The sequence below is a fragment of the Fredinandcohnia onubensis genome, from assembly GCF_002734215.1.
Taxonomy (GTDB): Bacteria; Bacillota; Bacilli; order Bacillales; family Bacillaceae_L; genus Ferdinandcohnia; species Ferdinandcohnia onubensis.
The window spans coordinates 25,187-37,440 of sequence record NZ_NSEB01000020.1; the positions used below are offsets into that span (position 1 = coordinate 25,187).

The following is a 12,254-nucleotide window of genomic DNA, read 5'->3' on the forward strand; positions in this document are numbered from 1 at the left end:
AAGCAACACATTGGAATTTGGACATAAATGGCCCTCATACTAAAAAGTTATTTTAATAATGAAAAGGTAGTAAAATTCATACATGGTAAGCAGTTTGGCATCTTTGGTCCAATTGTTTAAATCGGATGATTCTAAAGTAGTTAGGGTAAAGTCCATGAGAGTTAAATACAATAGAATTAGAGGGAGTGATTGACATGAAAGTTATTGTAATCGGAACAGGAATTGTAGGTGCAAGCGCAGCGTATCACATGGCCAAAAATAATATAGATGTCATCATGATTGATAAACAACAAAAAGGTAAGGCAACTTCTGCTGGAGCGGGGATTGTCTGTCCCTGGCTCAAAGAGATTGAAAATGAAACTTGGTATAGCCTAGCTAAGGAAAGTTTTGTTTTCTATCAAGATTTAATTTCTACCTTGCAAAAAGAGGGCGAAGATGAAGTAGGTTATAAAAAGGTTGGGGCATTATGTGTCTCGTCAGATCCTGGTATATTGGATGAAATTGAAACGAGAGCGAAAACCAAACGGAAAGATGCACCTGAAATAGGAGATATACTGCGTCTTAATGCAGAGCAGGCCCGAGAGGTCTTTCCGCCACTTAACCCAAATATGGAGGCTTTGTTTGTATCAGGAGGTGCTAGAGTAGATGGTGCTTTACTACGTGATGCGCTAAACCGCGCTGCACAACGTCACGGTGCTGAGTTTGTAGAAGGAGAAGCACAATTAGTACATGAGAACAGAAAAATAATTGGCGTTAAGGTTGGAAATAAAACAATTTTTGCTGATAAAGTCCTTATTACTACAGGGGCTTGGGCTCCCGAATTATTGGAACCGTTTGGTATCCATTTAAATGTCAATCCACAGCGTGGGCAGATTGCTCATATCAAATTACCTGGAAAGGACAGTTCTGATTGGCCGATTATTATTCCTCAATCCACCCATTATATTGTTCCATTTGACAATGGTAAAGTCGTAGCAGGTGCGACTAGAGAAACTGGGTCTGGATTTGACTATCGATTGACTGCCGGTGGGGTGAATGAGGTGTTGACAAAAGCGCTAGAGGTTGCGCCTGGTCTAGAAGATGGATCTTTGGAAGAGGTTCGAATCGGATTTCGACCAATGGGACCAGATGTGTTGCCAATTCTAGGAACTGTGGATACACTTGAAGGCGTTATACTTGCTACTGGATTAGGACCATCCGGGCTTACGATGGGTCCATATATTGGTAGTTTAGCAGCTTCAATGATCCAAGATGAAGAGATTGAATTGGATCTTACACCTTGCCGACCTGGTCGTGCAATTGAGATTAAGAAGCATGTGTAAGGTGATTGTTTTTATGGAAGAGGTTATTTAATAAATTCATATTCTGGAAAAACAATAGAGGAAAACTCCTTTATTGTTTTTTTAGTTATGCAAAATTATTAACTCATTTCTGGAAGTAAAGGAATCAGACAGCACAGAGAAGGTGTGGTATCCTATAGAACATAAGAATGGAAAAAATAAGGAGTGCTAATGTTTTGACGCAACAGGATTTCACGCAAGGCTCAATTCGCAAGCAATTAATTACCTTTGCTGGACCCATAATGTTAACCAATCTGCTTCAGGTTTCCTATCAATTTATCGATAGTTTGTGGGTAGGAAATTTACTAGGTGCAAATGCACTCGGGGCGATTACAATTTCATCTACAATTGTTGTCACGGTATTGGCGTTCATAATTGGAATTAACAACGCCACACTGACAATTCTCTCCCAACAAAAAGGGATGAATGATGAGCAAGGATTAAAAAAATATGTGAATGCTTTCGTTGTTATATTATCAACACTTTCGATTGTAGTTGGTTTATTTGGTTACTTTTTTTCAGAATCCCTATTATTATTTTTAAATACGCCAAAGGAAATGCTCAATGAGGCAAAGGCATACTTAGAAATAAATTTTATTGGTATTTTGTTTATTATGGGATATAACTTTATTGGCACTGTACTTAGGGCGTTGGGTGATAGTAAGACTCCGTTACGCTTTGTGCTTATAGCAGTTGCGCTAAATGCCGTTTTGGACCCATTATTCATTTCCTATTTTGAGTGGGGAATCCATGGAGCTGCATGGGCAACTGTGTTTGCACAAGGAATTTCATTTTTGTTGGCATTAGCGTATACGTTTCGACGCAATCTTGTTCCATATTCGATACCCCATTTACCAAGTAAAGAGGATATTTGGTTAATTTTAAAATTAGGAATTCCTGCGGGGCTGCAAATGATGGTGATTTTCGCTGGGGTTACGGCGATTTTATCAGTGGTAAATTCATTCGATGGGGCTGTGGTAGCTGGCTTCGGTGCTTCACAACGAATTGATAGTTTAATAACCATTCCGGCGATGGCATTAGGCACAGCCGTGAATAGTATGGCAGGTCAAAATATTGGAGCCAACCAATGGGAGCGAGTCCGTCAGATTGCGGTGTACGGTACAATTTTCAATTTGATTATTACGGTGTCAATTGCATTAGGTGTGTTCTTGTTTGCCGAAGGACTCACGAAGTTGTTTATTCAGGAAAAAGAAGCGGTCACTTTTGGAACGGACTATTTGAAAATTGTCGCTTTCTTTTATCCATTCATTGGCATTAATTTTATTTTGAATGGTGTCGTAAGAGGAGCGGGAGCCATGTACCAAGTTTTAATATTAAACATCCTATCCTTCTGGCTGCTCCGATATCCACTTACTTTTTTCTGCTCGAGCCTAATTGGGCAGAACGGAATTGCACTAGGGATTGGGATTAGTTTTATCATTAGTAGCATTTTTTCATTTTCCTATTTTAAATGGGGTGGATGGAAAAAGAAGGAGTTATTTAGTTCGAATGCCGTAATAAAAAAATAATGATTGATTAACAATGCTCTTGAGTTATTTCAGGGCATTGTTTTTTTTACCCATGTATAGGTTCGTCCCGTTCAATTTGGCAAATTGGACAACTTTATGTCGAAATTCATGGTTATTTTGCGCCTGTTTTTATCATAAGAATAGCTTGAAAGGGCGAATTTCAATCAATTTCTATATACATTTATCCTTTTGAAGGGGGTGAAAAGCATGTGGGTCATTCCTGAGTATGAAGTGATTAATACAGCCGCTGAGGTGACAATGTATTCCTACATCCGTGAGTAGTACCACTAAACTTGCCTTACATGCTTTATTATGTCTGTTTGAAAGGATGGAGTAAAATTCGAATCAGGGTCTTAGGAGTAGCAGCGGGAGGAGGCTTTCCACAGTGGAATTGTGCATGTCCCAATTGTAACGGTGTTCGCGACGGGGACATAAAGTTAAAACCGATGTTACAATCCTCCCTTGCGATAAGTGCAAATGATAAAGACTGGTATCTCATCAATGCAGGCCCAGATGTGAGTAGGCAGATTGAAACCTTTTCTGAACTTCATGCGGGACCTGGTATTAGGGAAACACCACTTGCTGGTGTGATTTTAACCGATGCAGAGCTTGATCACTCAATCGGTTTATTGTCGTTACGAGAAGGCTCCCATTTAACGATATATGGGACGGAAACGGTAAGAAAATGTTTACACGCAGCCTTTCCTGTTATCCCGATGCTAAAAAATTATTGTTCTTGGGAATGGCAGACACTCAATCCTGATTATAAGGAACGAATTGGAGATACAAGTGAGGGTTCGCTCCTGATCGAGACGATTCCCGTTTCAATAAAACCACCTCTATATGCTCAGTCAAATCCTGATAGTTCCACGGAAATATGGGAGGTTGGTCTACTTTTACAAAATGAAAGGTCTGGAAAATGTGTGGCTTATTTTCCGACTTTAGATACGATGACACCAGAAATTGAGTCTGCTTTACATAAAGCAGATATTTTGTTAGTCGATGGTACATTTTGGTCTGAAGATGAATTGGTTGCATTGGGTGCAACGAAACGGAATGCAAGGGATATGGGGCATCTCCCAATTAGTGGTACGTCAGGAATCATCGAGAATTTAGCATCGTTTTCAGCAGAACGAAAAATATTAATCCACATTAACAATAGCAATCCGATTTTGAAAAAAGGTTCAAAGGAAGCAGATATGTTGGAGCAACACGGTATTGAGATTGCCTATGAAGGTATGGAATTGGAGGTTTGAATATGCCACAACAAGGAGGGTTAGCGAGGGTGTCTCATGAAGCTGGAGAGCCATGGTCTCGGGAGGATTTTAAAGAACGATTAATCAATGTCGGGCGGTCCTCCTATCATGATAAACACCCCTTTCATGTGGCGATGCACGAGGGTACTCTAAGTCGAGAGCAAATCCGAGGTTGGGTAGCCAATCGTTATTATTATCAAAAATCTGTTCCGATTAAGGATGCGGTTATTTTATCAAAACTTCCAACAAGGGAGTTTAGACGTGAATGGATCCAGCGGATTATTGACCATGATGGCAACCATGAACAAGAGGGCGGAATTGAAGCTTGGTTAAGGCTTGGGGAAGTAGTGGGACTTTCACGGGAAGAGGTCTTAAGTGAAGAACATGTGGTACCTGCTGTTCGTTTTTCGGTTGACGCTTATGTGAACTTTGCGAAAGAAAAGCCATGGCTAGAGGCAGTTGCTTCTTCATTAACTGAACTTTTTTCACCCATTCTTATTTCAGAGCGGATTAAAATCCTTGAACGATTGTATCCGTGGATTGACCGGTCCGGACTTGGGTATTTCCGAAATCGCTTAACACAAGCACCGCGTGATACAGAATTTGCTCTAAATGTAGTACTGGATTATTGCAAGACATTAAAAGAACAGCAGCTTGCAGTTGAGGCTTTACAATTTAAGTGTGATGTACTTTGGGCACAGCTTGATGCGATTGAAAAAGCTTTTCCAAATTAAGTTATAAGGAAATGGTGGTGGGGAAATTTTGACTACTAGTTTTCCAAGACTCGCACAAAAAGGGCGACTCAAGTTTGATAAGGTAAGAGAAAAACATCTTCTTTTGTTACCTGAAAAGGTTGTGGTTCTGAACGAAACTGCCGCGTCCATTCTTGCTCTATGTGACGGAAATGAATCAGTTCACACCATCACCGAAAAAATGAGAAGTTCCCTAGAGTCTGAGAATTTGCCTGATTTCGAAGTCATGCAGGCGGATATCACAAAGTTTATCTTACAAATGGTGGACGAAGGATGGGTGGTGATGCAAGATTCTAGAATCAAAGAATTATAGAGTGCAACCGCCCTTCTCGTTGCTTGCAGAGTTAACGCATCGTTGTCCCTTACATTGTCCATACTGTTCAAATCCAATCGAAATGACACTAAAAGAAATGGAAATATCAACAAAGGATTGGAAGCGGGTATTATCAGAAGCAGCCGATCTTGGAGTTGTTGAGATTCATTTTTCAGGCGGAGAGCCACTTTTAAAGCAGGATCTAGATAAACTGATCCAACATGCGAATTCATTAGAAATGTACACGAATCTAATAACAAGTGGGATTGGCTTAACTGAAGAAAAGGCAAATCAGTTTATGGAGGCCGGATTGGCCAATGTCCAAATTAGCTTTCAAGCTGGAGAAGAAAAGCTCTCGGATGAGATTGGTAGATTTAAGGCGTTTGAAAAGAAACGGAAGGCTGTTGAAGCAGTCAAGAGGACGGGAATGCATTTATCTTTAAATGTGGTGTTGCATCGGTTGAACATAGATACATTGGATGAAATTATTACGTTTGCCCATGAAGTGGGCGCAGAACGTCTGGAATTAGCAAATACTCAGTTTTATAATTGGGCTTTACTCAACAGGGATCAGCTCATGCCAAGTCGAGAGCAGATTGAGCGGGCGAGTGAGGTTTTTGAAGCAGCAAGAGAACGTATTGGTAAGGAAATGGAAATCATTTGGGTTATTCCTGATTATTATGAAACAACTCCCAAGCCATGCATGGGCGGTTGGGGAGCGATCGCTTTAACTGTGGCCCCCAACGGAGACGTGTTGCCATGCCCAACGGCAGGGATGATAGAAGGTATTACCTTTGAAAATGTACGTGAGCGGTCATTGCAACAAATTTGGTATGAATCGAATTCGTTTAATCGATTTCGAGGGGATGAGTGGCTACCAGAAACTTGCCGTTCTTGTGATTTGGTACAGCAAGATGGTGGAGGATGTCGATGTCAGGCCTATGCCTTGACTGGAGACGCTCATGCAACAGACCCAGTGTGTCACCTGGCACCAGATCATCATATCGTTGAAAAAGCAGTACAGGAAGCAACTAGTACGCGAGTGGGCGAGGCATCACCATTGATTTACCGTAAAATCACAACATCAAAAATAAGATCATGAAATAGATGCTAGGGGCGATTTGTAAAATTGAATTGCCTTTGGCATCTATTTTGTTGTGGACGTAGATACTATGGTTTTGGAGAGGTTTGTCTAATTTGGTGATGAAGGAGCTAGTGGAGCCGGGGCCTTTGTGCAAAGTCCTTCATCGGGATGATGAAGGACCGAACGCAGGTAGGGCGTCGTTGTAAAGTCCTTCATCGAGGTGATGAAGGACCGAGTGCAGTCAGAGCCTAGGTGTAAAGTCCTTCATCGGGGTGATGAAGGACCGAAAGCAGGTAGGGCATCGTTGTAAAGTCCTTCATCGGAAATATGAAAGGGAAAACGCGAGCATCCCCGTCACCCAATCCTCTTCATCGAGGTTATGAACGGGAAAACGCGAGCAACCCCGTCCCCCAATCCTCTTCATCGAGGTTATGAACGGGAAAACGCGAGCAACCCCGTCTTCCAATCCTCTTCATCGGAGCTATGAAGAGGAAAACGCGAGCAACCCCGCCTCCCAATCCTCTTCATCGCGGTTATGAAGAGGAAAACGCGAGTAGCCCCGTCCCCCAATCCTCTTCATCGGAGCTATGAGCGGAAATGGATGAATCCCCAGCTCTAACTATCAAAAAAAATCATCCGGAAATCAGAAAATCCAGTAATAAAACTATCCCTCTGAATAATTGCCACCTCACTTTGGAAGGCTTTTAAATAGGACTACACAAATTACCTATTTTAACCAAGTCCAATCCAATTTCTGAATCCGAAGTGGTGAAAATATGCTAGTCAGAGAAGACCATACAGATAAAATACATCCCGTGGTAAAAAAGCTAATGTTAGTTAATCTGATACGAAGTATTGGACAAGGTATGATGGTTGTTGTGCTAGCGCTGTACCTTGATGCTTTAGGGTGGAGTTCTGTTAAAATCGGAGCGGTGCTTGCTGCCGGTGGATTGCTTAGTGTTTTCCTTGCTCCGTTAGTTGGTATATTCAGTGATCGCGTAGGCAGGAAACCCTTTGTTCTGCTTTCGGAGCTTTCGACGGCAGGGTGTGCGTTGATCGGAATTCTCTCTATCAATCCTGTTCTATTGTTTATTGCGATTACTTTTTCCGGTTTTGGAAAAGCAGATGCAGGTTCAGCAAGCCCGTTTGCTCCGGCAGAACAGGCATGGCTCGCTTCCTTTATCAAACCCTCGGAACGAGGAAAAATATATAGTCTCAATAATGCGCTAAGCTTTTTCGGAATGGCGACAGGGGCGATGCTGGTCGGTACGTTGAGTTTTGGCAACCTCTCACTTGGAATCTCTGTCTACGATCTCGCCTTTTATTCTACATTTGCATTTTCAATTGCCACGGCTGCAATTGTAGTAACAGTTAGTGGAGAACCTTTTAACCGAAAAGAAAAACCAATGGAGAAGATGACCCAGATAGAAGAAATGAAAATTACAAAAGAAGAAAATGCAGCCATTTTAAAGTTAGCAGGTATCAATGTGTTGAATGGAATCGCAATTGGATTGACGGGGCCGATGATGGCTTACTGGTTTTCCGTGAAATTTGGAGTAAGCAGTGCGCAAATTGGTAGTACGTTAGCTCTTACCTTTTTTGCGACCGGTATTATTTCGATTTTTCAAGCTGGCATTTCAAAAAAATATGGAACAGTTCAATCGATTGTAATGGTCCGATACATTGCATGCCTTCTTCTAGTATTGATGCCACTGTTGTCATCATATGCGCTTGTATCCATTCTTTATATTCTGAGAACGGCATTAAATCGAGGGTCCCAAGGAGCAGGTCAAGCACTAAGTGTTAGCTTAACGCGTGGAAAAAGAAGTGGATTTGCGTCAAGTATTAATCTTTTATCCATGCGTCTGCCAATTTCAATTGGTCCGTATATTACTGGATACCTTTTCGGGTTAGGTGCTTTGGCTTTACCTTTTTATCTTGCGGCTAGTTTACAAGGTAGTTTTGCTTATTTCTATGGCAAGGCTTTCCGAGCCTACGATACCAAAATGAAACTAAATCCATCGTCCGGATGAAAAAAATCGACAAGCAGCGCTTGTCGATTTTTTAAAGAAAGCTAAACAGGATGATGAGTGCTAGTGGTATTAAAATAATAAAATACCCAATTGGGTTACCGAAGTTGATTGTCCAGCCAACACCAAAGCGTTTTTCAACAAAGATGGATGGATCACTTTTGTTGACATAAAAGAGGCCACCAACCCAATGCCTGTCATCGTCATAATCTGTTATTCCTGCAGTTGCTTCATCCATAGATTGTTTATCTGAACGGCCAACTTTTAGAGCGAATGCAATCGTAGATCCTAAAGTAATAATTAGGAAAATAATGGGTACGGCCATTACAATTTTTCCGTCCACGATATCAGGATGGATCGTTCTAAATTGAAAGAAACAAAACATTCCCGTTAATAAAATAGACGTTAAAAGTAGTAGCCAGCTTGTATATTTACGTAATGTTAATTGTCGTAATCGTGAAGCATTGGTTGCTGTTGCACTCAATTTGATACCAGACTTTTTTGTGCTTACGATAATCGCTAGAAACATTGCCTGCATCACTAACAACATGAGTGGTGAGGAAATGGCTGAAACGGGTGTTTTCTCAGTAAAGGCATCAGCTTCTCCGTTAATTCCCCAGTGAGTTGGAATCTGGTCCGGAAGAAGATTGTATTGAGAAATGGTATAACCGATCACACCAACTGTGATGAGTATCGGTACTAAAAAGACATACCATGGCAGCATTTCATCCTTAGCGCGTGCTGACAGATCCGCGATTTGAATTTGTTTTGTATTTTCTCCCCATTTCATTATCTTCTTTAACTGAAGTGTCTTTCCGTGAAAATAAAAATAGAGGGTAAAGCTAAACAAAATAATCGAAAATTGAATTATGGTTCCAATCAGAACGGTCTGTTCTTCTGAGGCGTTGCTTGACTGTACCCATATTGCGTAACTTGCCAAAGCGATAATAGATAAAAAAGAAACAAGTAGGGAATATTTCTTTTTAAAAGAAGAAAGTTTTTCATTCTTAATGTGTTTTTCGGGAACTGTAATCCCGAAGATAACTGTGCGTTTCACAAGAAAAGGAACTGCGGTTTGGATCCCGGCTAGAATAACGGCGATTATGAGAAAGATAGCTAACGTCATAATTATGCCTCCTTATTTGATGAGCGTTTTAAATGATTAATCGTAGAAGAAACTAATTCTTGAATTTGTTCATCGGACATACCGACAACGATTGATTCCGCGATGAGTAATTTATAGTTTTCCTTTAAGTTGTCAAAGGAAGAATCGTTAAAATCCTGTGGGGAAGAAATCACCGCTCCAGACTTCGGAACGATTCGGATAATTCCTTTTTTCTCAAGTTGGTGATAGCTTTTGTTAACGGTGTGCATGTTAATGCCAAGGTCTGCGGCAAACGTTCTCACGGAAGGTAGGGAATCACCTGGCTGAATCGACCCTATAGCAATTCCTTCGATGATTTGATTGGTGATTTGTTGGTAAATGGGAATATCGGATTCAGATTCAATTCGAATCAACATTTTCGATCCCTCCTATCTGTTCTATGTATAGTATAACACGTTTGTTATACTAAAACTATAACAAAATAGAAAAAAGCTTGACGAAACCTAAAATCACTGATAGATTTTTAAAGTTATATGAATAAAGTAATTTGTATATGTTCGGGGATATGGCCCGATTGTTTCTACCAAGCTACCGTAAAAAGCTTGACTACAAATGGTTTATAAGGATATCAAATGTCCTTTTTACTCCTATTTGTACGTGCTTTGGTAGGTCTATACTATCAAGGCTTTTTTTATTTTAAAAAAATAAATCACATCAAAATGGGGAATATAGAAATATGAAAAATTATTTTGAATTCAATACACGTCAAACTTCATATAAGCAAGAATTTATTGGTGGACTAACAACATTTCTATCGATGGCCTACATCCTTGTGGTCAATCCTATCGTTTTAGGTGAATCAGGGATGGATAAAGGTGCTGTTTTTACGGCAACTGCGATAACCATTATCCTTGGTTCACTGCTTATCGGGATACTCTCTAATTATCCGATCGGGATTGCCCCTAGTATGGGTCTAAATTCATTTTTTACATATTCAGTTGTGATCGGGATGGGAATTCCATGGCAGACAGCATTAACGGGCGTTTTCGTCGCAGGTATTTTATTTGTCCTTTTAAGTGTGTTAAAAATCCGTGAAAAAATTATTAATGTGATACCACAGGATTTGAAGTATGCGATTGCGGGTGGGATTGGATTTTTTGTCGCTTTTATTGGACTAAAAAATGCGAAGATAATTGTAGGGAACGAGGCTACCTTTGTTTCACTCGGAGACTTTACATCTGGTGCGACTGTACTTGCCTTATTTGGATTTATCATTACCTCCGTAATGCTAGTTAGGGGGATTCGTGGTGGTATATTTTACGGCATGGTTATTTCATCAATTGTTGGGATGATCTTCGGGATTATTGAGAAGCCGGCAGGTATCATTGGTAAAATACCAAGTCTTGAACCAACATTTGGAGTTGTTTTTTCTGAGCTTCCAAATGTATTTACACCAGATTTAATTATTGTTATTTTTACCTTTTTATTTGTTGGATTTTTCGATACAGCAGGCACATTGATTGCTGTTGCGAGTCAGGCTGGCATTTTAAAGGAAAACAAAATTCCAAACGCGGGGCCTGCATTATTATCGGATGCTTCCGCAACTGTTATCGGTTCTGTTCTAGGAACGTCTCCGACTGCTTCCTTGATTGAATCTACTGCAGGTATTGCAGCGGGCGCACGAACTGGTTTTTCATCAGTTGTCATCTCAGGCTTTTTCTTTTTAGCCCTCTTTTTCTCGCCGTTGTTAGCGGTTGTTACGTCTGAAATAACAGCTCCAGCCCTCATTATCGTGGGTGCAATGATGGTGGCAGAAGTTCGACATATTGACTGGACGAAGCTCGATATTGCCATACCGGCATTTACGACAATTATTATGATGCCATTAACATTTAGCGTTGCAACAGGGATTGCTTTAGGATTCATTATGTATCCTATTACGATGCTTGCGTTGGGAAGACATAAAGAAGTACATCCAATCATGTATGTTCTTTTTGTTACGTTTATTGTCTATTTTATCTATGTTTAAAGGAATATCCCCTGGAGATGTACAATCAACATGTCCAGGGGATTTTCTTTTTGATAAAATAACTTAGAACAGACTAAGACGATGGGGAGGGTTGGGACAAGGGACCTGTCCCTGTGACCCACTATGATGAAGATATTGGTTGTTGAGGATGATAGGACGATTGCTTCTGGGTTGGATTATACGTTGAAGCAAGAAAATTATGAGACGATTGTTTGCCATAATGTTGAGGATGCTAAAAAGGTTATTTCAGATAGTTGGAATAGTATTGATTTGTTTTTATTTGATTTATCTTTACCAGACGGAAGTGGGTATGAATTATGTGAGTTAGTAAAGAAGCAAGGTGATAAACCGGTTATTTTTTTAACGGCTTTGGATGATGAAGTGAATGTTGTGATGGGGTTAGACATGGGTGCGGATGACTATATTACAAAGCCATTTCGTATTCGTGAGTTACTTTCACGGATCAAATCGGTGCACCGTCGATATAATAGGCAAACAACGGCACAAACCAAGAACGTCATTGATATAGAAAGTATTCGTATTAATACGTTAGAAGGTAAGGTTTATAAAAATGGCGAGGAGGTACTTCTAACTTCTTTAGAGTACCGTCTATTCTTAATATTCGCGAACCACATTGGTCAAGTTCTTACTCGAACACAATTACTTGATCGAATTTGGGATGTAGCGGGTGATTTTGTGAATGATAACACATTAACCGTTTATATCAAGAGATTACGAGAGAAGCTTGAAGATGAACCACAAAGCCCGAAGATTATTAAGACCGTCCGTGGAATGGGCTATAAGGCTGGTGATTAA

11 protein-coding genes and 1 riboswitch are annotated in these 12,254 nt (G+C 40.4%); of the genes, 9 read left to right on the forward strand and 2 right to left on the reverse strand.

The features are described from left to right. The first annotated feature begins 194 nt into the window (after window positions 1-194). The 7 genes from CKK03_RS20415 (at window position 195) to CKK03_RS20445 (ending at window position 8,307) form a co-directional block, all read left to right on the forward strand. Complete coding sequence (locus tag CKK03_RS20415; RefSeq protein WP_099364347.1) at window positions 195-1,322, forward strand: NAD(P)/FAD-dependent oxidoreductase; 1,128 nt, start codon at window positions 195-197, stop codon at window positions 1,320-1,322. 194 nt (window positions 1,323-1,516) lie between these two features. After that, window positions 1,517-2,869 carry an MATE family efflux transporter gene (locus CKK03_RS20420; protein WP_180271332.1) on the forward strand — a complete coding sequence of 451 codons (1,353 nt, stop codon included), beginning with the start codon at window positions 1,517-1,519 and terminating at the stop codon, window positions 2,867-2,869. A 302-nt stretch (window positions 2,870-3,171) separates the two neighbouring features. Further along, entirely contained in the window at window positions 3,172-4,125 is a 954-nt protein-coding gene (gene pqqB, locus CKK03_RS20425; protein WP_099364349.1) for a pyrroloquinoline quinone biosynthesis protein PqqB, read from the forward strand. Window positions 4,126-4,127: 2 nt separating this feature from the next. After that, on the forward strand, window positions 4,128-4,859 hold the full coding sequence (pqqC, locus tag CKK03_RS20430) for a pyrroloquinoline-quinone synthase PqqC (protein ID WP_099364350.1): 732 nt from the start codon (window positions 4,128-4,130) through the stop codon (window positions 4,857-4,859). Window positions 4,860-4,887: 28 nt separating this feature from the next. Beyond that, window positions 4,888-5,190, forward strand: coding sequence for a pyrroloquinoline quinone biosynthesis peptide chaperone PqqD (gene pqqD, locus CKK03_RS20435; RefSeq protein ID WP_180271333.1), 303 nt, complete (start codon window positions 4,888-4,890; stop codon window positions 5,188-5,190). 1 nt (window position 5,191) lies between these two features. Beyond that, complete coding sequence (pqqE, locus tag CKK03_RS20440; protein ID WP_245864230.1) at window positions 5,192-6,292, forward strand: pyrroloquinoline quinone biosynthesis protein PqqE; 1,101 nt, start codon at window positions 5,192-5,194, stop codon at window positions 6,290-6,292. Window positions 6,293-7,050: 758 nt separating this feature from the next. Beyond that, entirely contained in the window at window positions 7,051-8,307 is a 1,257-nt protein-coding gene (locus CKK03_RS20445) for an MFS transporter (RefSeq protein WP_099364353.1), read from the forward strand. Between the two features lie 31 nt (window positions 8,308-8,338). Here the strand turns inward: CKK03_RS20445 and CKK03_RS20450 are convergent, their stop codons facing one another. Next, window positions 8,339-9,430, reverse strand: coding sequence for a DUF1648 domain-containing protein (locus CKK03_RS20450; protein WP_099364354.1), 1,092 nt, complete (start codon window positions 9,428-9,430; stop codon window positions 8,339-8,341). A 2-nt stretch (window positions 9,431-9,432) separates the two neighbouring features. Beyond that, window positions 9,433-9,825, reverse strand: a complete 393-nt coding sequence (locus CKK03_RS20455) for a GntR family transcriptional regulator (protein WP_099364355.1) — start codon at window positions 9,823-9,825, stop codon at window positions 9,433-9,435. A 111-nt stretch (window positions 9,826-9,936) separates the two neighbouring features. Next, a riboswitch (purine riboswitch) is annotated at window positions 9,937-10,038 on the forward strand. Between the two features lie 107 nt (window positions 10,039-10,145). Between CKK03_RS20455 and CKK03_RS20460 the strand changes: the two genes are divergently transcribed. Both CKK03_RS20460 and CKK03_RS20465 read left to right on the forward strand, forming a co-directional pair. Beyond that, a complete protein-coding gene (locus CKK03_RS20460; RefSeq protein WP_099364356.1) occupies window positions 10,146-11,438 on the forward strand; it encodes an NCS2 family permease in 1,293 nt (430 codons plus the stop codon). Window positions 11,439-11,564: 126 nt separating this feature from the next. Beyond that, window positions 11,565-12,254 carry a response regulator transcription factor gene (locus CKK03_RS20465; protein ID WP_099364378.1) on the forward strand — a complete coding sequence of 230 codons (690 nt, stop codon included), beginning with the start codon at window positions 11,565-11,567 and terminating at the stop codon, window positions 12,252-12,254.

Coding starts and splice junctions, on each gene's coding strand:
- pqqB (WP_099364349.1), top strand. CDS start 3,172: ATGCTTTATTATGTCTGTTTGAAAGGATGGAGTAAAATTCGAATCAGG.
- CKK03_RS20455 (WP_099364355.1), bottom strand. CDS start 9,825: ATGTTGATTCGAATTGAATCTGAATCCGATATTCCCATTTACCAACAA.
- CKK03_RS20460 (WP_099364356.1), top strand. CDS start 10,146: ATGAAAAATTATTTTGAATTCAATACACGTCAAACTTCATATAAGCAA.
- CKK03_RS20415 (WP_099364347.1), top strand. CDS start 195: ATGAAAGTTATTGTAATCGGAACAGGAATTGTAGGTGCAAGCGCAGCG.
- pqqC (WP_099364350.1), top strand. CDS start 4,128: ATGCCACAACAAGGAGGGTTAGCGAGGGTGTCTCATGAAGCTGGAGAG.
- CKK03_RS20450 (WP_099364354.1), bottom strand. CDS start 9,430: ATGACGTTAGCTATCTTTCTCATAATCGCCGTTATTCTAGCCGGGATC.
- CKK03_RS20465 (WP_099364378.1), top strand. CDS start 11,565: ATGAAGATATTGGTTGTTGAGGATGATAGGACGATTGCTTCTGGGTTG.
- CKK03_RS20445 (WP_099364353.1), top strand. CDS start 7,051: ATGCTAGTCAGAGAAGACCATACAGATAAAATACATCCCGTGGTAAAA.